Annotated in this window: 30 protein-coding genes; 25 read left to right on the top strand and 5 right to left on the bottom strand. The window is 34.5% G+C overall.

Annotated elements, in window-relative coordinates; translation table 11 throughout:
* Positions 1-357: 357 nt before the first annotated feature.
* A complete protein-coding gene (locus ACWNMZ_RS11090; RefSeq protein WP_031534230.1) occupies positions 358-558 on the bottom strand; it encodes a YlaI family protein in 201 nt (66 codons plus the stop codon).
* Between the two features lie 81 nt (positions 559-639).
* Positions 640-1,248, bottom strand: coding sequence for a YhcN/YlaJ family sporulation lipoprotein (locus ACWNMZ_RS11095; protein ID WP_031534233.1), 609 nt, complete (start codon positions 1,246-1,248; stop codon positions 640-642).
* 223 nt (positions 1,249-1,471) lie between these two features.
* On the opposite strand from ACWNMZ_RS11095, the gene ACWNMZ_RS11100 reads away from it, so the two are divergent.
* A complete protein-coding gene (locus ACWNMZ_RS11100; protein ID WP_035415906.1) occupies positions 1,472-2,800 on the top strand; it encodes a PhoH family protein in 1,329 nt (442 codons plus the stop codon).
* 62 nt (positions 2,801-2,862) lie between these two features.
* Here ACWNMZ_RS11100 and ACWNMZ_RS11105 read toward each other — a convergent pair whose 3' ends face one another.
* Positions 2,863-3,351, bottom strand: a complete 489-nt coding sequence (locus ACWNMZ_RS11105) for a hypothetical protein (RefSeq protein WP_031534237.1) — start codon at positions 3,349-3,351, stop codon at positions 2,863-2,865.
* A gap of 249 nt (positions 3,352-3,600) precedes the next feature.
* Here ACWNMZ_RS11105 and ACWNMZ_RS11110 point away from each other — a divergent pair, with 249 nt between their 5' ends.
* The 12 genes from ACWNMZ_RS11110 (at position 3,601) to coaD (ending at position 12,524) form a co-directional block, all read left to right on the top strand.
* Positions 3,601-3,882, top strand: a complete 282-nt coding sequence (locus ACWNMZ_RS11110) for a YlaN family protein (protein WP_031534239.1) — start codon at positions 3,601-3,603, stop codon at positions 3,880-3,882.
* A gap of 225 nt (positions 3,883-4,107) precedes the next feature.
* The gene (locus ACWNMZ_RS11115) at positions 4,108-5,346 is read left to right on the top strand and encodes an FtsW/RodA/SpoVE family cell cycle protein (RefSeq protein ID WP_031534241.1); all 1,239 of its coding nucleotides are present in this window, start codon (positions 4,108-4,110) and stop codon (positions 5,344-5,346) included.
* 410 nt (positions 5,347-5,756) lie between these two features.
* Positions 5,757-6,674, top strand: a complete 918-nt coding sequence (cyoE, locus tag ACWNMZ_RS11120) for a heme o synthase (RefSeq protein WP_031534243.1) — start codon at positions 5,757-5,759, stop codon at positions 6,672-6,674.
* Between the two features lie 123 nt (positions 6,675-6,797).
* A complete protein-coding gene (locus tag ACWNMZ_RS11125) occupies positions 6,798-7,265 on the top strand; it encodes a DUF420 domain-containing protein (RefSeq protein WP_031534245.1) in 468 nt (155 codons plus the stop codon).
* Positions 7,266-7,468: 203 nt separating this feature from the next.
* Positions 7,469-8,527 carry a CAP domain-containing protein gene (locus ACWNMZ_RS11130; RefSeq protein WP_449598636.1) on the top strand — a complete coding sequence of 353 codons (1,059 nt, stop codon included), beginning with the start codon at positions 7,469-7,471 and terminating at the stop codon, positions 8,525-8,527.
* Positions 8,528-8,754: 227 nt separating this feature from the next.
* Positions 8,755-9,174, top strand: coding sequence for a YlbD family protein (locus ACWNMZ_RS11135; RefSeq protein ID WP_031534249.1), 420 nt, complete (start codon positions 8,755-8,757; stop codon positions 9,172-9,174).
* Between the two features lie 14 nt (positions 9,175-9,188).
* A complete protein-coding gene (locus ACWNMZ_RS11140) occupies positions 9,189-9,428 on the top strand; it encodes a YlbE-like family protein (RefSeq protein WP_031534251.1) in 240 nt (79 codons plus the stop codon).
* Positions 9,429-9,522: 94 nt separating this feature from the next.
* Positions 9,523-9,951 carry a hypothetical protein gene (locus tag ACWNMZ_RS11145; protein WP_048717759.1) on the top strand — a complete coding sequence of 143 codons (429 nt, stop codon included), beginning with the start codon at positions 9,523-9,525 and terminating at the stop codon, positions 9,949-9,951.
* A 76-nt stretch (positions 9,952-10,027) separates the two neighbouring features.
* Complete coding sequence (locus tag ACWNMZ_RS11150) at positions 10,028-10,474, top strand: YlbF family regulator (RefSeq protein ID WP_031534253.1); 447 nt, start codon at positions 10,028-10,030, stop codon at positions 10,472-10,474.
* Positions 10,475-10,628: 154 nt separating this feature from the next.
* Positions 10,629-10,904: a YlbG family protein gene (locus ACWNMZ_RS11155; protein WP_031534255.1), complete on the top strand. Its 276-nt coding sequence runs from the start codon at positions 10,629-10,631 to the stop codon at positions 10,902-10,904.
* Between the two features lie 557 nt (positions 10,905-11,461).
* On the top strand, positions 11,462-12,028 hold the full coding sequence (gene rsmD / locus ACWNMZ_RS11160; protein ID WP_031534257.1) for a 16S rRNA (guanine(966)-N(2))-methyltransferase RsmD: 567 nt from the start codon (positions 11,462-11,464) through the stop codon (positions 12,026-12,028).
* Positions 12,029-12,032: 4 nt separating this feature from the next.
* The gene (gene coaD / locus ACWNMZ_RS11165) at positions 12,033-12,524 is read left to right on the top strand and encodes a pantetheine-phosphate adenylyltransferase (RefSeq protein ID WP_031534259.1); all 492 of its coding nucleotides are present in this window, start codon (positions 12,033-12,035) and stop codon (positions 12,522-12,524) included.
* A gap of 161 nt (positions 12,525-12,685) precedes the next feature.
* Here coaD and ylbJ read toward each other — a convergent pair whose 3' ends face one another.
* Positions 12,686-13,906 (bottom strand): sporulation integral membrane protein YlbJ, encoded by a 1,221-nt coding sequence (ylbJ, locus tag ACWNMZ_RS11170; protein WP_031534261.1) that lies wholly within the window; start codon positions 13,904-13,906, stop codon positions 12,686-12,688.
* Between the two features lie 208 nt (positions 13,907-14,114).
* Here ylbJ and ACWNMZ_RS11175 point away from each other — a divergent pair, with 208 nt between their 5' ends.
* The gene (locus ACWNMZ_RS11175) at positions 14,115-14,906 is read left to right on the top strand and encodes a patatin-like phospholipase family protein (RefSeq protein ID WP_031534264.1); all 792 of its coding nucleotides are present in this window, start codon (positions 14,115-14,117) and stop codon (positions 14,904-14,906) included.
* Between the two features lie 82 nt (positions 14,907-14,988).
* Here the strand turns inward: ACWNMZ_RS11175 and ACWNMZ_RS11180 are convergent, their stop codons facing one another.
* The gene (locus ACWNMZ_RS11180) at positions 14,989-16,203 is read right to left on the bottom strand and encodes a nucleotidyltransferase (RefSeq protein ID WP_031534266.1); all 1,215 of its coding nucleotides are present in this window, start codon (positions 16,201-16,203) and stop codon (positions 14,989-14,991) included.
* Positions 16,204-16,678: 475 nt separating this feature from the next.
* On the opposite strand from ACWNMZ_RS11180, the gene ACWNMZ_RS11185 reads away from it, so the two are divergent.
* From ACWNMZ_RS11185 to ftsL, 11 genes are all read left to right on the top strand, one after another.
* The gene (locus tag ACWNMZ_RS11185) at positions 16,679-17,191 is read left to right on the top strand and encodes a YceD family protein (RefSeq protein WP_031534268.1); all 513 of its coding nucleotides are present in this window, start codon (positions 16,679-16,681) and stop codon (positions 17,189-17,191) included.
* 93 nt (positions 17,192-17,284) lie between these two features.
* Entirely contained in the window at positions 17,285-17,458 is a 174-nt protein-coding gene (gene rpmF / locus ACWNMZ_RS11190) for a 50S ribosomal protein L32 (RefSeq protein ID WP_016200993.1), read from the top strand.
* A gap of 173 nt (positions 17,459-17,631) precedes the next feature.
* Positions 17,632-18,081 carry a DUF523 domain-containing protein gene (locus ACWNMZ_RS11195; protein ID WP_031534271.1) on the top strand — a complete coding sequence of 150 codons (450 nt, stop codon included), beginning with the start codon at positions 17,632-17,634 and terminating at the stop codon, positions 18,079-18,081.
* A gap of 150 nt (positions 18,082-18,231) precedes the next feature.
* Complete coding sequence (locus tag ACWNMZ_RS11200; RefSeq protein WP_031534273.1) at positions 18,232-18,798, top strand: RsfA family transcriptional regulator; 567 nt, start codon at positions 18,232-18,234, stop codon at positions 18,796-18,798.
* Between the two features lie 341 nt (positions 18,799-19,139).
* Positions 19,140-20,057, top strand: coding sequence for a 2-dehydropantoate 2-reductase (locus ACWNMZ_RS11205; RefSeq protein WP_031534274.1), 918 nt, complete (start codon positions 19,140-19,142; stop codon positions 20,055-20,057).
* Complete coding sequence (locus ACWNMZ_RS11210; RefSeq protein WP_031534276.1) at positions 20,050-20,445, top strand: DUF3397 domain-containing protein; 396 nt, start codon at positions 20,050-20,052, stop codon at positions 20,443-20,445. The genes ACWNMZ_RS11205 and ACWNMZ_RS11210 overlap by 8 nt, the downstream gene beginning before the upstream one ends.
* A gap of 337 nt (positions 20,446-20,782) precedes the next feature.
* The gene (bshC, locus tag ACWNMZ_RS11215) at positions 20,783-22,417 is read left to right on the top strand and encodes a bacillithiol biosynthesis cysteine-adding enzyme BshC (RefSeq protein WP_235251173.1); all 1,635 of its coding nucleotides are present in this window, start codon (positions 20,783-20,785) and stop codon (positions 22,415-22,417) included.
* 326 nt (positions 22,418-22,743) lie between these two features.
* Positions 22,744-23,043 (top strand): TIGR04104 family putative zinc finger protein, encoded by a 300-nt coding sequence (locus tag ACWNMZ_RS11220; RefSeq protein WP_031534281.1) that lies wholly within the window; start codon positions 22,744-22,746, stop codon positions 23,041-23,043.
* 249 nt (positions 23,044-23,292) lie between these two features.
* Positions 23,293-23,724: a division/cell wall cluster transcriptional repressor MraZ gene (gene mraZ / locus ACWNMZ_RS11225; protein ID WP_031534283.1), complete on the top strand. Its 432-nt coding sequence runs from the start codon at positions 23,293-23,295 to the stop codon at positions 23,722-23,724.
* 63 nt (positions 23,725-23,787) lie between these two features.
* Positions 23,788-24,720 carry a 16S rRNA (cytosine(1402)-N(4))-methyltransferase RsmH gene (rsmH, locus tag ACWNMZ_RS11230; RefSeq protein ID WP_031534285.1) on the top strand — a complete coding sequence of 311 codons (933 nt, stop codon included), beginning with the start codon at positions 23,788-23,790 and terminating at the stop codon, positions 24,718-24,720.
* 24 nt (positions 24,721-24,744) lie between these two features.
* Positions 24,745-25,104, top strand: coding sequence for a cell division protein FtsL (gene ftsL / locus ACWNMZ_RS11235; protein WP_235251148.1), 360 nt, complete (start codon positions 24,745-24,747; stop codon positions 25,102-25,104).
* The last annotated feature ends 2 nt before the right edge of the window (positions 25,105-25,106 follow it).

Here is a 25,106-nt window from a genome sequence, read left to right on the forward strand (position 1 = left end):
TTGTGTTTAGAGTAGGGCGGAGGTAGGGATTTCGCTGGAAATTGTCATTTAGAGTGAGTAAGGTGGAAAAATAGTGTTTTTATTGGAGATGAAAACCAGATTTCGCAAGTTGAAAGAGAAAAGTGGTGTTCATAACCCCCACTTTTTTCCATTGAGCAAGAAAATCCAAAGTGAAAGGTAACAGAGAATATCTCATACTAGCTACCATGATCTAAAACCAAACGTAATAAAAATAGAAGCATAAATTCGTGTTTCCAACAAATAACCTCTAAATAACGAAGCAGTTAAAAAAGAAGTATGTAAAAAAAAGAAGACCTTAGCTAAAAGATCTTCTTTTTATTGATACTGCTTGTCTACTTACCAATCATCTTCTTGCGTTTTGTTTTGATAAAGAACAAAGTTGCCAGAATCTATTCGTTTCTTTGTATTTTCCGCAATTCGTTCTTCACATTCTTTACACATATACGTATGAATCGGCCGATTTCGTAGTCGTTTTGCCTGAAAGGAATTTTCGTCTATATCTTCAATTTTATCACATATTACACATTTTACTTTCAACAGCTGCACCTCTAATCCTATAAGATCGAAAAAAATAGATTATAGGCACATTATATATAAAATCGTATAGAAAATCGAATTTTAATCTCTTATACGATTATTCGATTGCTCATCTTGGTCATTTTTCAGTTCTTTTTCTTCTTCTTCATTCAATTTTTCATTCGGCTTTTTCATATCCCCATCTGGCTCATTTTTAATCATATCAGCAGGTACTTCAGGGATTAGTCTTCCGCTAATATCGGCCAATTCATTAAAGATACCTTGGATTGGCTTCCCATTTTGTATATCTTCGCCAATTTCTTTTAGTCTTGCATTCATATCAGGATCAGCAATAATGACAGCATTTGCCCCATCAGGATCGTTCTTTAAGCTTTCTGCAACAGAATATTTGATGGAACCGACTTCTGAACGATCTAAGTCAGCGTTAATATCCACACCTACAAGGGCATATTTACCGATGACTACTGCTGTTGCATCATTGACATTTTCGATACTTGTTGCAAGGGAAACGAGTCTTTTGGCAATATCCTGTCCTGTTTTACGGTCAACTTCCTCGATAGTAGAATTTTTTACATTTGTAACATGAGGGGTATCATCTCTATTCTCTGATTGTTGGCTATTTTCTACATTATTGTTATTACATCCAGCAAGCAGAAAAAGGATTGCAATGAACAAATATCCTTTTTTCATAAAAATTACCTCCTTTAATATTGAAGAATAACTTCTAAAAGTGTGCATTTTCACCTGATTTGTTGGTGGAAATGAGCATTTTTATGTTTTTTTATACTTCCTCTCTCTTTATTGTGAGAAATATCTTCTATCTTTATGCGATAAAACATATATTTTACCAAGGTTCTTTCCGTTACACGGATAGTGCAGCAATATATGACGTTTTAGAGCAGGGGGCATCGGTTTGAGTAAAATTTACGTATTGGATACAAATGTCTTGTTACAGGATCCATATTCCATTTTTTCTTTTAGTGACAATGATGTAGTAATTCCAGCAGTAGCATTAGAAGAGGTAGACAGCAAAAAACGGTACATGGATGAAATCGGAAGGAACGCAAGACAAATATCTAGATTGATCGATAATTTAAGAGAAGCAGGAAAGTTGCATGATAAGATTCCTTTGGAAAATGGCGGAACTATAAGAATTGAACTAAATCACCGATCTTTTCATGAGCTTCAAGAAATATTTGTGGAAAAAACGAATGATAACCGAATATTAGCAGTTGCAAAAAATTTATCAATAGAAGAAAGCAAAAAAGAAAATGGACGAACCGTTATTTTAGTAAGTAAAGATACACTAGTCCGTGTTAAAGCAGATGCAATTGGGCTTATGAGTGAGGACTTCTTAAGTGACCGAGTTGTTGAAAATGAAGATTTGTATACCGGTTTTATGGATGTACAAGTAACGATTGATGTATTAAATCGCTTTTATGAGATTGGACAGCTTCCTGTCACGGAAATTGGCAATGGAAGTTATTATCCTAATCAGTTTCTCATCTTAAAGGATGTATTAGGGTCTTCGTCATCTGCGTTAGCAATTGTTGATTCATCAAGAAAATATGTGAAAAAGCTAGTGTTTGATCATGAGCATATTTGGGGAATTCGCCCAAGAAATGTGCAGCAAACAATGGCAATTGAAATGTTATTAAAGAAAGACATGCCGTTAGTTACGCTAATAGGGAAAGCAGGAACAGGAAAAACTTTATTGGCATTAGCATCAGGATTGATGCAAACAGAAGATTTTGGCGATTATAAAAAATTATTAGTTGCAAGACCTATTGTACCAATGGGGAAGGATCTAGGCTTTCTTCCTGGAGAGAAGGAAGAGAAATTAAGGCCATGGATGCAGCCGATTTTCGATAATCTCGAGTATTTGTTTAATACAAAGAAACCTGGTGAATTAGAAGCAATTCTTGCAGGAATGGGCTCAATAGAAGTAGAGGCATTAACGTATATTAGAGGAAGAAGTATCCCTGATCAATTTATTATTATTGATGAAGCACAAAACTTAACAAAGCATGAAGTGAAAACGATTTTAACAAGGGTAGGAGAAGGAAGTAAAATTGTTTTAATGGGAGACCCAGAACAAATCGACCATCCTTATTTAGATGCTTTTAATAATGGATTAAGCTATGTGGTAGAACGTTTTAAAGACCAGCCAATAGCTGGACATGTAAAATTAGTCAAAGGAGAGAGATCGTCTCTAGCACAGTTAGCTGCAGATTTATTATAAACTTTAGCTTTTTTACGCCATCTAGCAATTGCTAGATGGCGTAAATGTGGATGGATGCTCTATTATGTAATTTTAAATGCTTTGACATTTTTGATAGGCGTTTGTTTCTTGGCTTTTGTATTATCAAAAATATATACAGGACCATCTTCTGTAAGCGGTTTTCCTTTTACGCAAAATAATAAGAAAATCGAATCGATTTCTTCTAGTGGAATAGTATATTCTTCTTCATCTGTTGTGATTAACAGATTTTTTGCTACTTCCTTTGGTTCAGTATTTTTTATAAAAGGAGCTAAAGGCATATAAAAGGTACCAGTTAGCATTTCTACTTTTTTATAAGTTTTTGTGGATTGCTCTGGCACTTTAGCACCTTCTGTAATCTCTTGATCCCAGTGCTTGGATGCTTCTTTTGTATATGCTTCTAATTCATCCTTTACTTCGACTGGCGCGAATACTGACTCAGCGGTTTGTTTACGATCATCAAATATCCATACAGTCGGATCAATGGTTATCGGAAAATTTACTAATCCGGTAACTTGAATAATAGTATTCATTAAATTCTCCTCCTTATTCTTTATTCGTTGATTGTATTAAAATTCTGCTAATTAATGAGGACATGATTGATTTATAATTAGCAGTCTAAAAACAATATTAATTTAAGTATAGCTTCTTCTTGTCTTTCTGTCATTTAGAAGGTTAGAAACGAAATTTTAGATTTTTTAAGGGGGATTGTTCTTGCAATTTTCCTAGGTTGAGTTTAAACTTTATAGATAGGATAATCGCTCGGAAACGGGGGGATAGGATTGACTTCTGAAATGATTATTAATCATAAAGAAAAAGCAAATGAGCTATTGAAAGCTGATGCTGAGAAGATATTAAAACTAATTAAAGTTCAGATGGATAATTTAACAATGCCTCAATGTCCTCTATATGAAGAGGTATTGGATACGCAAATGTATGGATTGTCTAAAGAGATAGATTTTGCTATTCGATTAGGATTAGTAGAAGAGCATGTTGGCAAGAAGATTTTAGATGAGTTGGAAAAAGAATTATCGAATTTGCATGAAGCTTCTATAAGAAAATAAAAAGTAAACTCAAACAAAAGCATTCATTGTTTGAGTTTTTTTAGTGGTTAGGTGTATTATTCTAAAATAAGGGAAGTACATACGAAATAGGATTAGTTAAAAATATATATAAGTTTACGCCCGATATTTTAAGAGAATGAATAGAAGTTTTATCCTTTTCAGCAGGAAATAGATAAGAGACAACGAATACTCTAAATGAGGAGAATGAATAAGGGATGCGGTTGAATGATAAAGAAGATATTAAAATCGTATGATTACACAATTATTATAGCGATGGTGCTGTTAATTTTATTTGGCTTAATTATGATTTATAGTGCGAGCATGGTTTCAGCAGTCCAATATTATGGACATGATAGTAGTGATTTTTATTATAAGAAGCAGATTATGAATATTATAGTAGCGGGTGCTGCATTCATTGTTGTCGCACTTTTTCCATACAAGGCCCTACTAAGCAATAGAATATTAGTACCAATGGTGTTTGGGTCTATTTTTTTCTTAGGTGGAATATTTTTGTTTGGTAGTGTTTACGGAAATGCGCAAAGTTGGTATAAAATTGGAACCTCAAGTCTTCAGCCGGCAGAGTTTGTTAAACTATCTGTAATCATTTATTTATCGGCTATCTATTCAAAAAAGCAGTCTTATATTAATGAATTCAATAGGGGTGTTGTCCCACCACTAGCCTATTTAGTTATTGTTTGTGCTTTAGTTATGGTTCAACCAGATTTTGGGACAGCGGTTATTATTCTGATGATTGGTGCAACAATTATTCTCTGTTCAGGAATGAATTGGAAGAATTTATCGAAGCTGATGCTTATTGGATTAGGATTTATACTCCTATTGCTACTTTGTATGCAGCTGGCTGGTAAAAGTGTGTTTACGGAAAAGCAAATGGCGAGAATATTTGTGTTTATGGATTCCCCTTTTGGCGAAGATGTTGTGCAAGATTCTGGTTATCATATGAGTAATTCACTTATTGCGATTGGCTCTGGTGGTCTTAAAGGAGTTGGCTTGGGACAAGGAGTACAAAAGCTTGGCTATTTAACAGATGGTCACACCGATTTTATTATGGCTGTAATAGCGGAGGAACTAGGTATCTTTGGTGTAGGCTTTGTAGTATTAGGTCTTGGCTATATTGTTTTACGGGGCATTTATACGGGATTAAAGTGCAAAGATCCTTTTGGAAGCTTACTAGCGATAGGGATTTCGAGTATGGTTGGGATTCAAGCGTTTATTAATATTGCCGGGATTTCTGGATTAATCCCATTAACCGGTGTGCCAGTACCTTTTGTAAGTTATGGTGGATCGTCCCTTTTACAATTATCTATTGGAATGGGGATTTTAGTGAATGTTTCGATGTTTGTAAAATATGAGAGGGTTTATAAACCAAAAGTTGAAGATGTTGCTGATATTCCACAGGCGAATCAACCTACTTCCCCATTTGTTCGAACAAACAGACCTTTATAGCAAAGGGCTTCCTAGTAACAAACTTTACGAAAAATGCCTAATTAATAGATTCATAAAAGATAGCACAGATAGTTGGTGCTATCTTTTTTATATTTTAAAATCTGAACATTGATATTTAAAAGGTTAATTAATTTGCTTCCTTGTAAAAAAAAGCTATAATAAAAAGAGTGTCTTTTATTCCTAAAACGCTTTCGAAGTGTTTATCTAAAATGGACAAATTTTCCAATAATGTGAAAACTGAAGTTTTTTCAAAAAAAAGAGAGAAATCTCTGTGAAAATATGTTTTAATAGCAAAAGAGTCTTTTTTAACATTACTATGTTGTTAAATGTGAATAATGACACAAATGGAAATGAACGGTTATTTAAATAGTATTTTCTTTACTATGTAATAGAAGGGGGAGACATAATCAATGGCTAATTTTCGTGCATATTCAAATGCCAAATTGACGGATAAGCAAGCCGAAACAAGTGCCTGGAAGGACTTTCTTGCATTAATTAAAATAGGAATTGTGAATTCAAACTTAATTACGGTATTTACAGGTATCTGGCTTGCAATTGTCTTTACAGATGCAAAGTTTTTAGAGCACATTGATATCATTTTATATACTTTGATTGGCTCAGGACTAATTATTGCTGGGTCGTGTGTGTTAAATAATTTTATTGATCGTGATATTGATCCATTAATGGAAAGAACAAAGGCAAGACCGACTGTAACAGGAAAAGCAAAGCCTTCAAATGTTGCAGTCCTAGGTTTTGGATTTCTTTTAATAGGTACTTTGTTTTTATTGCTAACAACTATCACTGCTACAGTTATTGCTTTAGTTGGAGCATTTAGCTATGTTGTGATTTATACAATGTGGTCTAAGCGGAGATTGGTATCAAATACTGTTATCGGGAGTTTTTCAGGAGCAGTGCCTCCACTAATTGGATGGGCCGCAATTGATCCTGGACTTGATGTTATTGCTTGGAGCCTATTTTTAATTATGTTTGTTTGGCAGCCACCGCATTTTTATTCTTTAGCGATTAGAAGAGTAGAAGAGTATCGAGCAGCAGGAATTCCGATGTTACCTGTTGTAAAAGGATTTGAAGTAACAAAGAAACATACGTATATATGGATTGTTGCATTATTTCCACTACCATTTTTGTTATATCAAATTGGTATCCCATTTTTAGTTTTAGCAACGTTACTAAATATTGGCTGGGTTATTACAGGAATTCGAGCAAGTAAAAAGCAAGATGAATATAAATGGGCTACAGCAATGTTCATCTATTCCATTCAATATTTAACAATACTATTTGTATCAATGGTGGTATTTACATTATTCTAAAGAAAAATCGCTTTTTTAGGGGAAAAACGAGTTTCGAGAATAATGACTTGTTTTAATAGAAATAAGGGAATTTGGGGAGTTAGTTAAACAAAGAGGTAAATACTATATGGAGTGGGTAGTTTAATGGAATTTACATTACCGATTTTGCCGACAATAAGTACTACATTTATCGTTTTGAGTGGCATTTTTGTAGCTATTGGCTGGGGGTTAATCAAGAAAAGAAAAAGAAAAGAACATCAGATGGTAATGCTTTTTGCAGCTGTTTTTGCCGTAATCTTTTTTGTTATCTATGCATCAAGAACGGTTTTTATTGGCAATACTTCTTTTGGGGGACCAGATGATATTAAGATTTATTATACAATCTTCTTAATATTTCATATTACACTAGCTACAATCGGGGCGGTGTTAGGAATTATTATGTTGTATACAGGCTATAAAAAACAATATGCGAAACATCGTAAATTAGGTCCAATGACAAGCATTATCTGGTTTATTACCGCTATTACAGGAACAGCCGTCTATTTACTTCTCTATGTTTTCTATCATGGTGGAGAAACAACGTCTGTTATAAAGGCAATATTAGGATTTTAATAAATGCTTCGAGAGAATAGAAGCATTCAGACTGAAGACAAATTCCTTGGAATAAAAGGACTCTGTTTTCAGTTTTTTTATTATTTTGTGGACTAAAAATGGAAAAACTACTTATTCTATTAAAATTATTTAAATTAAGTTATACTATTTAGTAAGAAGTCAACATATATTGATAGAAACAATGCTAGAGAGGGGGGAATCCTCTGAAAATCTTATTAAGAACTGTCGTAATTATTGCAGTATTATCAGCAATTGGATTCTATTTTAATATAACAGATGATAAGGAACAGCCAGACGTACTAGTTGAAAATGGAGATAACCCTACAAAAGTGGAGGATAATCTCAATGAAGCAGCAGAGAATTCGCAAATTCTACCAGTTCCTAAAGAAGGATTAGGGAGCTTGATTGGTAAAAGTGTCAATGAACTAAAAGAGAAATATGGTGAACCAACTAGAATCGATCCGTCAGCCTATGAATACGATTGGTGGATTTATAATAAGAATGTATCTGAGTATTTTCAGGTGGGAATTCTAAATGACAAAGTGGTGACTGTCTATGCAATTGGTAGTGCTGTGAATATTAATCCTTATAAAATCGGACAAGAAGTTGGGGATATATATACGATGACACCAATTGAAACAAATATTAGCTTTAATTATGAAAATTCTTCTTACCGATTCGAATTATCGGAGGATGAAATAAATAACCGTCCATTAATTCAGATAGGTGATTATTATGCACAGCTATACTTTGATAAATTTAATGGAACTTTATCAAGTGTTCGTTACATGGATGCACGAACATTACTTCATTTAAGGCCTTATGAATTAGTTTATCGAGGAGAACTATTAGAAACAGATAATAATGTGGAATATAGTGAAGAAATTCAAGAAGGCAATGAAAAACAAATATTAGATATGACAAATGTGTTAAGAGAAAGATTTAAATTAAATAAAGTAGAATGGGATCAACCTACTGCTGAAGTCGCATTAGGCCATAGTAAAGATATGTTTGAAACCGAGGATTTCTCCCATACATCAGAGAAGTATGGAGATCTAGAGGACCGTTTAAAGGCAGGAGACGTATTTTATCAAGTTGCTGGAGAGAATATTGCAGCAGGCTATGCGGATGCCCCTGCAGTAATCGAAGGCTGGTTAAATAGCAAAGGACATCGAGAGTGTTTATTGAATGAGAAATTTACTCATCTTGGAGCAGGCGTATTTGATAAATACTATACACAGAATTTTATTGAAAAATGGTGAAATAATAGTATGAAAGAAGCTGACAACCACAATCATTTGATTGGTTGTCAGCTTTTTTGGTTTGGTTTTTCTAAAAGATTATTGCTTTTTCAATAGGAAAAATAAATAAAATAGGCCACGGGTTTATAGCAATAAAATTTACAGGATGACACAGAGGATTTGCACGTTTTCTAAAGTGCATCATAAAGTAATATAGGCAGATGTATCAAATTAGAGGTGAAATAATGATGGCTAATAAAGAACTTCATCCTTCTGTAGAAGAATTTAAAGCATTTGTGAAAGCAAATCCCAAAATATTAAAAGAAGCGAGAAGTGGCAAGGTGACATTACAAGAATTATATGAAGATTGGTATTTATTAGGTTCTGATGATGCAAGATGGGACGGATTACGAGAAGGTGCTTCTGAATCTTCTAGCAAAAAGGAAGAAGAGACAGAAGCAAATCGAACTGTCTGGATGTCTAATATTGTTGATACACTAAAAAAGATGGATCAAAATCAAATACAGGGATACTTAGCAAACTTAAATCAAGCTTTAGGAACGATTCAAGGTGTCATTTCACAATTTGCTCCTAATAGTGGTTCTAGTGGATCATCTGCGCCAAAAGAACAAAAACCTTCTGGGCCGTTTTCTTTTAGAAAAGATTAAGTAGGAGGATGGATATGAGACAAAGCATTAAAGAATATATTGCGCAGAATCCAGAATTACAACAATTTATAAGAGAACAGCCGCAATGGTATAGACAATTAAGCAGAAATCCAAATCAGTTGGAAACCTTTGAGATAGCATCTCTTCATTATTATAAGAAAACCATTCCAGATCACGTACAAAAATTTTCAAATGGTGTTCAAATGGCATCCATGATGGTTAGTATGTTTCAAGCAATGAATGCCGAATCATAACTTTTTAAGATAAACATTATTTAGAGTAAAAAAAGCATGAATGGTAATACTAACCGAAATGAAAATTCATTAAAAATTACCAGGAGTGTTTACTTTGAAAAAAATCCGAATGATTTGTATTCCTGCTTTTCTCCTTTTAACCGGATGTGGTGATGATGTTCCAGATCCAGAAGTAAAGACAAATAAAGAAGCTGCAACTTATTCTGCCATACCTACGGCTGCAGATGTACAAGCCTCTTTCTCCCCTACAGCAAAAGAGGAATTTGATGTGCGTCATATTGTTAAAGGAAATAAAGTATTTGTGGAATGTAAAGTGAGAGACTATTCTTTTAGAGAAGATAGCAATGGGAAATTAGGAAAAATCGTTTTGGAGATAAATGGGGAGAAGAAGGAATATTCTTCTGCTGCATTTGTGATTGAAGGATTAAAAACAGGAAAACATACAATGAACTTATCTGTTATGGATGTTGCCAGCAAAACAACAAAGTTTAAAAAGTCATTTCAAGTAATGATTAAAGAGTAGGGAAGAAAAAGGAAGTCACAAGCCTTTTCTTTCTTCTGTCTTTCATGTAGAATAAGAATTGGAGGTGAGCGAATACGTGCTTGCGACAACTGAAATACTTCTTATTCAAGAGGAAGCAGAAGACATTGCAGAAATGATATTAAACTCAGATGTTGCAGAACAATACCGTATTTGTTTGGCCAATTTACAATCAAATAAGGAAACACAGCAAAAAATTCATTCTTTTAACCAAATGAAAGAGCTTTATGAAGAGGTTCAGCGTTTTGGAAAATACCATCCTGAATATAAAAAAGTCATGATGGAAATTAGACAGCTAAAACGCGATATGGATGTAGATGATAATGTGGCAGCATTTAAAGTAGCGGAGAATGGTTTGCAAAAGCTTCTAGATGATGTCAGTGTTATTATCGGACGTTCTGTTTCTACTTTTATTAAAGTACCAACAGGAAATCCATTTTTTGATGAACTTTCTGGTTGCGCCGGTGGTTGTGGAAGTGGTGGAAGCTGTAGTTGTTCTGCATAATATACGAAGAGGCAATGATCAAATCTAGGATCATTGCTTTTTTATTTTGACGTTTCTTATGGCTTACTAGCGTTCGTAAAAGCAGATTCCGACTTTTCTATTTTGGTTGCCTATGCTATTATGATAAATAATGGTATTTTAAAGGGGTTAAATTATGCTAGGGCAACGACAGGGAATCATTGTTTGGCTATTTTCACTAAAGCAAGCAAAAATGTTAAGAAGATATGGAAATGTTCATTTTATTTCCAAAAGATTAAAATATGTTGTGCTCTACACGAATCAAAGTGATGTGGATGGCATAATGGAAAAAATTAATGCTCATTCTTTCGTTAAAAAGGTAGAGCCTTCCTATAAGCCATTTTTAAAAGTGGAATTTGAAAATTCGCGACCAGATAAAGCGAAAGAATATGATTATAAAATGGGGATTTAAGAAAATTGTTCTTTATTGGAATGTTCATTCTAAGGACAATCCCTTATAAGTAGTTGAAGAAAAACAAAAGCAGTATTTTATGTAAAGGAAAGGTGGAATCCGCCATGCCCTTCATTGAATACTGTTTTTTCTATGAAAAAGACAAAAAAAGCCTGCAAGCATATGCCTGCAGGGTCCTTCTACGTTCTTATTATTCATAAGAACAGAAGGTAAAGGGAGAGGAGAAACCGGAGGAAGAACTTATGGGGAAACGTAAGTCTTCTCCGCGGTTGGCAACAACATCCTCGAATAGATGCTGTTACTTACATTATCCCCATACGGTGACCACTTATACATAAAAACAAATTATTTTTTAGAGGTAACAAAATTTATTAGGTTTAATCTATACCATATAAAGAGGATGCAATGGTAATAATATTCCGATTTGATTATCTTTTTACGAATAAAAATTGACAGATAAAAGGAATAAATCGTTAAAATGTTGGCTCTCTAATAGGTTTATGGTAGGATAGGGAAGGTAAAATAACTTTAAGTAAAATAGGGTTGTGGTGATTGAAATGAGAGTTGTCTCCGGTAAGAATAAGGGGATTCCATTAAAGGCTGTTCCTGGTAACTCGACTAGACCAACTACAGATAAAGTGAAAGAGGCTATTTTTAATATGATAGGTCCTTACTTTCAAGGAGGAGAAGGCCTTGATTTATTTGCTGGAAGCGGCGGACTTGGCATTGAAGCTTTAAGTAGAGGGTTAGATCTTGTTATTTTTGTAGATAAAGAAGGAAAAGCAATACATACGATTAAAGAAAATCTTTCTACATGTAAATTGGACAGCCAAGCCGAAATATTTCGCAATGATGCGAATCGTGCTTTAAAAGCATTGCAAAAAAGAGAAAAAAGCTTTGATTATATTTTCCTAGACCCGCCATATAAAAAGCAACAATTAGAAAATATGTTAACATTTATTGATGAAGCAGGTCTGTTAAAGGATGAAGGAGTCATTGTATGTGAGCATGGTTCGGATATTTCTTTACCTGTGGCAGTAAATAGACTTCAACAAGTGAGACATGAAAAATATGGAATAATTGGAGTTTCTATTTATTCCTTACAAAATGGTACGGAGGACTAAAAAGATGGCTAGTGTAGCAGTTTGCCCAGGTAGTTTTGATCCGATTACTTATGGTCATATTGATATAATTAAAAGGGCTGCTAAAGTATTCGATCATGTATACATATGTGTATTAAATAATTCTGCCAAAAAACCTTTTTTTTCGGTGGATGAAAGATTGGAGCTAATAAGAGAGGTAACGAAGGATATTCAGAATATCTCTGTATCATCTTATGAAGGGCTTCTAATTGATTATGCAAAAAGCGTAAATGCAAATGCAATTATTAGAGGATTACGAGCAGTATCAGACTTTGAATATGAAATGCAGATTACGTCGATGAACCGTGTACTATCAGACGATATCGAGACATTTTTTATCATGACAAATAACCAATACTCTTTCCTAAGCTCTAGCATAGTGAAAGAAGTAAGCAAATATGATGGTGACATTTCAGAGCTTGTTCCTAAGATTGTGAATGATGCATTAAGAGCAAAATTTCATTATGATGGAAAATAAGTTTTTCAAAAAGTGGAATTCTTTTTATAGCAAGCAAAAAAAGGACATCTTGCCAAAATAGTGGCAAGATGTCTTATTTATAATTAAGGAAGTTTTTGTTTGAATTTATCTCTAGGCACCCAGTGAACGATGTGAGTCTTGAAGTTTTCCTCCAGATTGTCTTATAATTCTCCTCTTGGTCTTAATCTTTTTACTAAAATAAAACAATAGATTGTTAAGGAAATAATTGTTACAATTGGCCCCCATGTACTTATATTTTCAAATATTTGCTGAAAGAAGACTTCTTCCCTATTTATCCCTGGGATTGCAATTGTTGGTGTATCTTTTGACAAGAATGTCTTGTAAAAGAAGTCCCATGCGATAAAAGTGTAGATGCCAGAAAAGATTGCTTGCATAATTCTCGCTAAGAAAAAAGGCTTAAAGCGAATATCTGTCTGAGCGAGAATACTTGCTACTTGCGCTTGTACACTTAATCCGCTAAATCCAAGGATACAGCTCGTTAAAATGGCTTGGTGCATAAGGGTAGATGTTTCCACATCACTCGTTAATTTACTTCCTAATGTAATTTCAAATATGCCGGCGATAAAGGGTATCGTTAAGTCACCTGAAAAAGTAAACAGCTGGAATAAAGATTCTAATAATTTTGCAAAAAAGGAAGTAATATGTAAGTGAAATAATAAACGATTAATAACGGAAAAGAGAATGATAAAGCCACCAACCATTAATAAAGATTGAATCGAGGAGGTTACCGCATCTCCCATTAGTTTTCCAAGTGGGCGCTTGTCTTTTAGACGAGTATGATGCAGTTCTCGCAGCGCCCTTTTTAAGGAGGCTTTTTCTTTTGGCTCTTTTGTTGTCTTTTCTGTATCTTTTCCGTGAAATCTCATAAATAGTCCAACGGTAAAATTGGCTAAGTAATGTGAGAAAGCAAGCAGGAGACCAAGTTTAGGACTATGAAAAAAAGAGGCAGAAACAGCGCCGATGATAAACATTGGATTAGAAGCGTTAGAGAAAGAAACAAGCCTTTCCGCTTCCGTTCTAGTTAATTGTTTTTCCTCACGCATTCGTGCTGTTAATTTTGCTCCAGTTGGAAAGCCGGATACCATCCCCATGGCCCAAACGAATCCGCCTACTCCTGGAACTTTAAAGAGCGGTCGCATAATGGGCTCTAATAAAACACCAATAAAACGAACGACACCAAAACCTATTAAAATTTCAGATAAGATAAGGAAAGGAAGAAGTGAAGGAAAAACAATCGTCCACCAAGTATTCAGTCCATTTTTTGACGCGTCAACTGCTACCCCAGGAAAAGAAATCAGGGCAAGAGCTAATAGAGACGCGGATAATGCAAGTGCGACTGTCTTAAATTTTGAGCGTAACAAATTATATTGCTCCCCCTTCAAATAATAATAGTAGGTTTTTATTCTCATCTATGTAAGGAAGGCTGGTTTAAAACCTTAACGTGTAGAAGCAATACTTGTACACAATTAGCCTAAAGAATATCCCTCTACCAATCAATATACTCATAACCTGAAAAAAAAGACCATAAGATTAAGGTAGATTGAATTTAGAGAGAATAGGTGAGACGATATGGAACGCCCAAAAATAGGGTTAGCGCTAGGCTCAGGTGGAGCGAGAGGATTTGCACATATTGGGGTAATCAAAGTATTAAGAGAAGAGAATATTCCAATAGATTATATTGCCGGTAGCAGCATAGGAGCAATTGTGGGCTGCTTATATGGAGCAGGATCTGATATACAGCGACTATATACATTATCGAAGTTTTTTAAGCGGAAATACTATTTAGATTTTACTGTCCCCAAAATGGGCTTTATTGCTGGGAATAGAGTAAAGGAATTAATCCATTTATTCACCTACGGAAAAAAATTAGAGGAATTGGATATTCCTGTTGCTGTTGTTGCTGCTGACTTATTAACAGGGGAAAAGGTCGTTTTTAGGAAAGGATCAATTGCTAATGCAGTGCGTGCAAGTATATCTATTCCTGGCATATTTGTTCCAGAGAAAATGGATGGGCGTTTACTTGTTGATGGAGGAGTAATTGACCGTGTCCCTGTTTCGGTTTTAAAAGAGATGGGAGCGGATATCATTATTGCGGTAGATGTAGCAAAGGTAAATGTAAATGCTGAGATTTCAAATATTTATGATGTAATTATGCGTTCATTGGATATTATGCAGATGGAATTAGTGGAATCGCGAGAAGTTGCAAGTGATGTGATGATTAAACCGCCAGTAGAAATGTTTAATAGTAAAGCATTTACTGATTTAGAGAAAATAATCGCAATAGGAGAAACAGAAACAAGAAAGTATATCGATGTAATTAAAAAGGAAATCAAGAAAAGAAGAACAAATGAGAAGAAATAAATAGGAAAAAACCGCGCGCATTGGCAAAAGCACCCGGTTTTTTTTTCGGAAAATACAAATCCCTAATTGAAGCAACAGGAGGTTACTTTATAATGGGATGCTGTAAGTATTCCATATTTAGTAACTGCTCTTGAGCTGTTGCTTGTGCGCCTAGAGCGTAAATTTGGGAGGCGCGAATGTCCAGTGCGATTTTATCTTTATCAAAAGAAGAAAGTTTACTAATAATGTCCAGTGCGAACTGCTTCTTCTTTTCTTTTAAATAGTACCGACCATTTGCAGTTGTACCTAGTAAACGAATATAGGAAGGCTGTGAATGGACAGCCATTTCTTCTTTTTTTGTATTTGTTAAAATATGTACACAGATTCTTTGCAGTCTTGTCCAAGTATATCTCTTTGTTTTTAGTAAGCGGATATACGCTTGAAAAGATGAAGCTTCTTTCACATATTTAAGGAACCGATATTCTAACCCTTCCTCCATTTCGTAAATAGTGGCCAGCTCTTTGGCGGTTGTTTGCAATAGCCGGAATTTTAAGTAACTCCAGTAATTCTCCCAAGTGTGGTAAGATAAATAGGTTTCTTTATACTTTCGAAGTAGATTAAGACTTGCAAGCGGGAGGTAGGGCTCAATTGTTTTTAAGGAACCTTCTTCCTTTAATAGTGCTTGCCTGATACTTGTTGCACTTGCTATCGAGTCAGATGTAAATATTTTATCATGGTAGTCTGCATTCATTCGGGCAACTGTGCAAACCTCCATAGGATAATGATTAGTATGTACGGCTTTGTAGTATTCATAGCCCAATATATTATTAGGCAAACTAAGATTTAGTCCCCTATCGTTTTCCCTACATGTTAATTCTTGCATTGCTAATGATTTGGCTTTTGGATAGCTCGACCCATTTTTTAAAAATTTTTTCACGAGTAAATCTTCTTCGTCCTGTTTTCTTTGTAACTGGATGAAAGTATGAGAGAACTCGTTTATATCCCCAGACTCACTTCCAAAGCATAAATAATCACATTCTAATCCTTGGAGAATATCTACAGCACCTTTAGCAAACACAGCTGCATGCTGTGTAGCAAAAGAGTAGGGAAGCTCGACTATGAGATCAACTCCATTTTCCAGTGCCATTTTCGCACGGCACCATTTTGATACAAGGGCAGGCTCCCCTCGCTGTAAAAATGGACCACTCATTACAGCAACTACGATATCTGCATCTGTTTGTTCCTTTGCCTTTTGGATATGATACAAATGTCCATTATGAAATGGATTATATTCTACAACAATACCAACAGCTTTCATTACACTCTCCCTAATTATTATTCATTTAAAACATTAGCTCCAATGTTTTTACTAGTAAAAGTTTATCCTAAAAATATTGGTTGTAAAAGAGAAACATGAGGGAATAACAACCATTTTATTATTTTTTATGGGAGAAGGGTGTTTATAAACTACTAACATTCATTTGTTTTTTGGGAGAAGAAAAGGGTAGGATTACTAATACAATCTCATTTAGGTACTTTTAGGTGGAAACGAAATTTTGTTAGTTTGAAAAAGGGGTTCCATTTTGGTGCATAAATAAAAAGTAAATATAGAAGAAAAAGAATCTTTCTATTGAACTGTTGGTTGCAATTCTGTTGAATATGGGTAGAATAAAAAAGAAATCGAATAATAAGGGATTAACTCACTTATTGCTTATTATTTACTGTAAAGAAAAAATATTGACAAATAATTATATGAAAGCTATAATTACCTTTGTTGCCTTGGGGTGATATATATGAAATGGACGTTAAGCCAGTTACAAAAATTTCGAAGTAAGGGATTGCCAATTGATGAAACAATAAATATGGATGAGATCAAAGAAACAGATCCAACCATAAGAAGAGTATCTCCTATTCATATAACAGGACGTACAGATATTGATTCAACGAAAGTGACTTTTCATTTAAATATAAAAGGGTCTCTCGTGCTACCTTGCTCTCGTACTTTAGTAGACGTGGATTATCCAATTAATGTTGAAACAACAGAAACCTTCCTATTAAAAGTTTCAGAATATGAAACAGACGAAGAGGAAGTTCATCAAGTAAAAGGGGATGTAATTGACTTAAAGCCAATTATTGCTGAAATACTTTTACTTGAGGTACCGATGCAAGTCTTCTGTGAAGATACTAAAGAAGAAGGTGCTCCTCAATCAGGTAATGATTGGGAAGTTATCCAAGAGCAAGATTTACAGGAAAAGAAAGTAGATCCTCGTCTTGCTGGGCTTGCTAAGTTTTTTGAAAATGAGTAATTAAACTCATACTTAATTATGCAAAAGAAAAACGTGAGATTGGAATTATCTTTTCTCATTACTTTCTTAATACTCTTTAAGGAGGTGGGACGAATGGCTGTACCTTTTAGAAGAACATCTAAAACTGCAAAGAGAAAACGTCGTACACATTTTAAATTACAAGTGCCTGGTATGGTAGAATGCCCTAACTGTGGTGAAATGAAACTTGCTCACCGTGTATGCAGCGCTTGCGGAACATACAAAGGGAAAGAAGTTGTAAGCAACTAATATCTTTTTTGTTTGATTAAAAGCACAAGAACTTAGGTTCTTGTGCTTTTTTCCATATATGGCTACTTTTATAAAAACAGATGCGTTAAAATAGAGAGAGTAGAATAAATAGAAAAAGACAATATACCTGTACAATAATAGGAGTAAATACTACTAAGATAAGGAGAGGACATATGATTGTCGTTAGTTCTTGTTTAGCAGGATTGAAAGTTCGGTATAATGGAACCGATTGTTTAGATGATACGATAGAAAAGCTTTTAACTGATAATAAGGTAAGAACGGTTTGTCCAGAGTTAATGGGTGGATTCTCTACACCAAGAGAACCTGCAGAGATAATTGGTGGGGATGGTTATGATGTTCTCGATGGTAAAGCGGTTGTACAGGATTGTACAGGAAATAATGTTACCCAAATGTATATGGATGGAGCTTATAAAACATTAGAATTTATTAAAAGTTTGAACGCAGAAATGGTAGTCTTAAAAGAAAATAGTCCTTCTTGTGGAAGTAGTTTTATTTACACAGGCTGTTTTGATGGAACAAAAAAGGACGGGGTGGGTGTTACCACAGCTATGTTAAGAAGAAATGGCATTAAAGTGATTTCAGAGAACGAATTATTTCAGTGATCCGCTATCTTTAAAGTGTGTAGATTTTATAAAGGTTTATCTATTCCTAAAAAGCATTCTGTCAATTTTCTTTTTTCAATGAGGAATAATCAGTCTATCTTTTCTAGTAGATGCATATGTATGAATAAAAAACACTAGGAGGGTTTACTGATGACAACAACAAGACAAGATGCTTGGTCAAAGGATGAAGATATTCTGCTAGCAGAAATCGTTCTTCGTCATATTAGAGAAGGCGGTACACAACTTCAAGCGTTTGAAGAAGTGGGAAAGCTATTATCAAGAACAAGTGCAGCATGTGGGTTTCGGTGGAATTCATATGTACGCAAACAATATAAATCAGGTATTGAGCTTGCCAAGAAACAAAGAAAGCAATTAAAAAAGTCAACTGGAACAGAGGAATATTCTACAGACGAAGTGATCGTCAGCCCTTCCGCTTCTCCCATCCCAGTTCAAAACCAATTTGATGAGATGCTTTTGTATTTAAAAGACTTATATGATAAAGCGAGTAAGTGGGAGCAAGAAAATATAGATTCATCCACCGTAAAAGTGAAAACGAAGGAACTAGAAGAAAAACTGACTATATTGAAGAAAGAAAATGAAGAGTTACAAAGTGAATTAGACTCCATGGAAGGTGCCTATAAGGCATTAGTGGAGCTCATGGAAAAAGCAAGACAAATGGTCGTGTTTAAAGATGAAGATAAATTACCCAAAGTATAATTACTCCAAAGTTTTTAAAATTCAAATAAGCAAGAAATAAATTGGTTTTACGCAGGAGGGAGCCTATAGTTTCCGAAAGGTATTCGCTCGACTCCTGCTTTAACTATATTTTGAAATTTTCTGATTTTAGCAAAAACAGAATTAATCACATCTCACCGTTCTATTCCTCTTCTACAAATTTATTATTCTAACCATTTCTCACCTTATTCTATTCTCTATATAAAAAAATCAAAAGTTTTTTTGATAAATTTTTTCCTTTTCCTATGCTTTTCGTACTAACAAACTTTTCAGAAAATGTTAAGATAGAACTAACAATAATTGAAACGGTAAAGGAGCTTCGGATGAAAATTGGAATTATAGGAGCTGGTGCAATTGGCTTATTATGTGCATACCAGTTAAAGGAAAAGCATGATGTAACTTTATACGTTCGGTCCCCAAAGCAATATGAGTTGATTAAGAACAAAGGTATTTATTATAAAGTGAATGAGGATAAGCAGTCTCGCACGGTGGAAGTTCGTTATTTTGCAGAGTGGGATGGGGCAGAAGACCTTACAATTGTAACAGTAAAGCAATATCAATTAGCACCAATTTATGAAAAAATGGAGATGCTTGGGAGTCGCATAAAAGCAATGTGCTTTCTACAAAACGGAATGAGTCACATAGAGACGATTTTGGAATCTAATATTCCCAATTTAATGATTGGCATAGTAGAGCACGGTGCAATGAAGGATGATGAGCAAACAGTTGTTCACACGGGGATAGGAGCTATTAAACTAGCTTGTGTCAAAGGAAAGGTGGCAGAGATTTTACTCTCCCTAACAACAGAAAATAATCAAGCTTTTCCATTCATCAATGAACCCGATTATGTGACAATGATGCAAAAAAAATTAGTGGTAAATAGCGTTGTAAATAGTTTAACAAGTATATTGCAGGTCAAAAATGGCCAATTATTGCAAAATGCTTATTATTATCAAGTAATGAGTTTATTTTTAGAAGAAGTGTTGGAAATTTTATCGATAACGAAAGAAAATAGAATACTTTATCGAGATTATTGTATAGAGGTTATTCGTAATACTGCTTTGAATAAATCTTCCATGCTAAAGGATATAGAGGCTGGGAGACCAACAGAAATAGACGCTATTTTAGGATACATAGTAGAAAAAGCGAAAAGGAAAAAAATCTCTTCGCCTATTGCTGCAACTGTTTATTTAATGATTAAAGGAAAAGAACGAGGAAGAGAGGAGTGTTTAAATGCTTAATTTAACTTCACAGCTCATTAGTTTTCTCGTTGTATTTCCAATCTTTACGTTGTTTATTGTATTTGTCATAAGCAAGTCGTTGACAAAAAAACAGCGGTTTTCAGTACATCTAGCACTAGATATTAGCACCTTCTTTTTTATCCTTTCCGTGCATTTTCTTATTCGGTCTATTTGGAATACATCTCTATTATTATATATCGTGATTTTTATTTTGTTGATTGGAATGTTATTTGTTATTATTCATTGGAAATGGAAAGAGGAAATTGAGTATAAAAAAGTGTTTAAAGGAATTTGGCGTGTAACATTTCTATGCTTTTTCACCTTGTATGTTGTGTTAGTCATTTATGGCCTTGTACTTTCTATCCTAAAGGCAATGGGAACGGTTTAAAGTTATAGATAGTGTAGCATTGGAGAATCTCCAAAAACCTCTAAGCAAAGACCTTCTTGAAATGTATAGGGGGCAATTAACTAGTAGATGCTAGAAGCAAGCTGTAATTAGCAAAAATACCAGCTAGAAAAAAGTGCATAAGCAACTTTTTTTCTTTTATTTAAAAGGGATGCTATACTTTTCTATGTAACGAAATAAAAGGGATGAATAGATGTTTTTAGAGAGTAAGTAGCCTAGGGAAAACTTGTGGCAGGGCTCCCACTAATGAAAGAGTCTTTATTATAAAGGGAAAAATACATAAAAGGGAAAACTCGAATTGGAGAAAGGAAGTACATAGATGGAGATGATAAATCTCTCTTTGCCTGTGGCAAATAAGTTTGTAACAGATTATTTAGAACAAAAAAATAGCACAAAGGAATTTTTTCATTATTCTTATCTTGACAACGGTTGCTATGAGGAAAGATTGAAAGAGTTGGAAACAAGATCTTTTATGAGAAATGATCTTGCTAACTATATTGAAGTGTATATGGAAAATTTTCCTCAAAGTGAAAAAGTGAGGCAATCAATTGCTAAATTGAGACAGGAAAATAGTGTCGTTGTGATTGGTGGGCAACAGGCAGGTGTCTTAACAGGTCCGTTATATTCCATTCATAAGGTTATCAGCATTATTCTTTTAGCTCAACAGAAAGAAAAAGAATTGGGCATTCCAGTTGTACCTGTTTTCTGGGTAGCGGGAGAGGATCATGATTACTTGGAAATTAATCATATTTATACACCTGATAAGGAAAAAATGAAAAAGGTTGTATTTCCGCAAAGAGTATTGGATAAAAGAATGGCTTCCGATATAGCACTAGAAAAACAGGTCTGTATAGACTGGCTGGAAACAGTGGTGGAATCGTATGGGGAAACAGAGCATTCTAAGCCGTTATTGCAGCTTTTACAGTCAGCTGTTCACGAATCCAAGACAATTGTTGACTTTTTTAGCTATATGACAATGAGTTTATTTAAAGATTACGGCCTACTTTTGGTTGATTCTGGTGATAAAGAAATTCGTAAGCTAGAGAAAGAAATTTTTCTAAAGCAAATCAATGAATTTCACAAGTTGGCGGATGCCGTTTCAGAACAGCAAAAACTAGTGCAGGATAGCGGTTATTCTCTTGTTATTGAAATGGCGGAAAATCCAGCTAACTTGTTTTATTATGATGAGGGGGAGCAAGAAAGAATATTATTGCAATACGATAAAGCAGAAGGACGTTTTATCGGAAAAGATAAAACCGTATCTTTTACATTCGAGGAATTAAGGGAAATGGCAAGTGAATTTCCTCAGAAGCTAAGCAATAATGTCGTTACCAGGCCAATAACACAAGATCTTCTCTTTCCAACACTAGCGTTTATAGGCGGACCAGGAGAGATAGCTTATTGGGCGGAACTTAAAGGAGCGTTTGAGCATTTAGGGATCAAAATGCCACCTATCGTACCTCGTCTAAATATTACTTTATTAGAGAGAAGTGTAGAAGCTGATATCACAGAATTAGAATTATCGATGAAGGATATTCTGATAAATGGAACATCAGAAAAGTGTGAGCAATTTTTACAGTCTGTTTCAAATGAAAAGATAGCTCAATTACTGAATGAGTTAAAAGGTGTTATTGAAACCAAATACGATTTGCTTGAACAGGAAATGACATCCGAGTATAAAGGTTTACTCCCACTTATGGAGAAAAATGAAGACTTTTTAAGGAGTCAAATCGAGTTTCTACAGAATAAAGTGAATGATTCGGTTAAATTAAAGCATGAAGTCATTGTAAATAAGTTTAGCCGCATTGAGCAAAATTTAAAACCAGAAGGTTCTCCTCAAGAGAGAGTCTGGAACATTACTTATTTCTTAAACAAGTATGGTCTTGATTTTCTTGAAGATGTCATGAAATTACCGATGGATTTTGATGGAACCCATAAAGTAATTAAATTATAATGCAGTTTTTCCTTTTATATAAAGGCTGTTTTCTAAAGGATTGTTGTTTTTTCAATAGGAAAAAGAATTAGTTGGAAACAATTAGCAGCCGGAATACACGAAGACTCCTGTGGGATTAGCGAGACAGTCTGAGACCCCGGAGGCGAAGCTGAGGAGGCTTAAGCTTCGCCACACGGAAAGCGAAGTGTATTCCGGCTGCGGGTAATCGCAACAAACTTTACGAAAACAGCCTAAATAAACAAGAGAAAATAGTATGCCAAATAGTAGAAGGATTGGTATACTATTTTTATTATGATGAAAATGAATGAAAAAGGAGTGATAATTAAATGCCAACTTGTCAAAAATGCGGCAAAGATTGGAGCTGGAAACAAACCTTTAAAAAGATGTTTACTTTAAATCCCGCTATAGACTGTCCTCAATGTGGCCAAAAACAGTATTATTCTAAAAAAGCACGGAAGAAAACTGTTGTTGTATCCTTTTTATCTCTCTTTCTTATTTTCCTCCGTTTATTTAATATTTCAGCATACCAAATAATTGGAATTTATCTTGCTTACTTTATCATCGTAATGGTTCTACTTCCTTTTCTAATGGAATTATCTAATGAAGAGGAAGCATTATGGAAGTAAATGATCCTTTTCTATAAAGCCTCCATGGATTAAGAATAATAAAATGTAGATAAATACAAAAAAGCTTGGTTAGAATTTTTTCTAGCCAAGCTTTTTATGTACTCTTAACAGTAGAAATAAGCTTTGTCGGTCTTTTCAAAATTATTAATTTTGTTGCAGGAAATAAACAAAATAGCTAGAATTAAATTTAATAGTGGAGGAAAGTGGGGGATTGTGGTACATTGAGGTTAGAAAGTGGGGGACAAGGGTATGTTTATGGGGGAATATCATCATAATGTCGATGCAAAAGGACGTATTATTGTGCCTGCTAAATTCAGAGATAACTTAGGTGAAACCTTTATCCTAACCCGTGGCCTCGATCGATGCCTTTTTGGTTACCCCCTTAGCGAATGGGAGATTATAGAAGAAAAGCTCAAGCAATTACCATTAACGAAAAAAGATGCTAGAGCATTTACCCGTTTTTTCTTTTCCGGAGCAACAGAATGCGAAATTGACAAACAAGGACGCATAAATATTGCAACGCCCCTGTTTCAATATGCACAGTTAGAGAAGGAATGTGTTATTTTAGGTGTTTCTAATCGTATTGAAATATGGGACAAACAAGAGTGGGGAAATTATTTTTCAGAATCAGAGGATTCTTTTGGAGAAATTGCAGAGAATATGATTGGATTCGATATTTAATTTTTATCATCATGTACATACTAATTATTACTTACAAGAAAATTTATAGACAGGTGTGGATTCATGTTTAATCATACAACAGTTTTACTCAATGAAGCGGTCGATGCCCTTAACATTAAGCCGGATGGAATCTATGTAGATTGTACATTAGGTGGAGCTGGGCATAGCGAGTTAATTCTTTCGAGATTATCAGGGAGTGGAAGATTAATAGCGTTCGATCAAGATGAAGTAGCTATAAAAAATGCAGAAGAGAAATTAGCTCCTTACAAGGACAGGTTAACAATTGTCAAAAGTAATTTTCGCTATTTGGAAGAAGAGATTCATCATTTAGGAATTACCCATGTTGATGGCGTTCTATATGATCTAGGTGTTTCTTCTCCTCAATTGGATACTCCTGAGCGTGGGTTCAGCTATCATCATGATGCGCCACTTGATATGCGCATGGATAATGAAGCAGATGTTACTGCATATGATGTCGTTAATTCATGGTCGTATGAATCGTTAGTTAAAATATTCTTTCGTTATGGCGAGGAGAAATTCTCTAAGCAAATTGCAAGAAAAATTGAGGCAGCAAGAGAAAGTAAGCCAATCGAAACGACAGGAGAGCTGGTTGAATTAATAAAAGAGGCAATTCCAGCACCTGCAAGAAGAAAAGGTGGACATCCTGCAAAAAGAGTATTTCAAGCAATACGGATTGCGGTTAATGATGAACTAGGTGTATTTGAATCATCGTTAGAGCAAGCAATGAAGTTATTAAATCCAGGCGGAAGAATTAGTGTTATCACTTTTCATTCCCTTGAAGACAGAATCTGTAAGTCGACATTTAAAAAAGCGAGCGACCTGCCGCCATTGCCGCCAGGACTTCCAATTATTCCAGATGAATTTAAACCAGAATTGAAATTAATTACGAGAAAGCCAATTACTCCATCAGAGGAAGAATTGGAATTTAATAACAGAGCGAGATCAGCAAAATTACGTGTTGCTGAAAAACAATAATCCATGTATGCAGGAGGTAATTAAATGAGTAATTTAGCTAGAAAAATTCAACAGGATCAGTATCAGCATCAAGAGGAAAAACAGTCGGTTAAAAAGGTCATTAAACAAACAAAATCATTATTATCTCCTGGAGAGAAAGTTTTAGGAATTGCCTTTATAGCGATTATTTGTTTTGGCGGTGTGAAAATTGTCAGCAATCAAAGTGAAATTTATCAAGTGAATAAAGAAATTCAAGTGACACAAAGCTCCATTAATTCTATTGAAAAGTCCAATAAGGAATTAGACACACAAGTAAAGGAATTAAGCAGCTTTGAGCGTTTACGCGAAGTAGCTAGTAAATTAGGACTTGATTTTAGTAAAGATAATGTAAAGGTTGTGCATTAAGC

The organism is Niallia sp. Marseille-Q9988 (assembly GCF_976954375.1).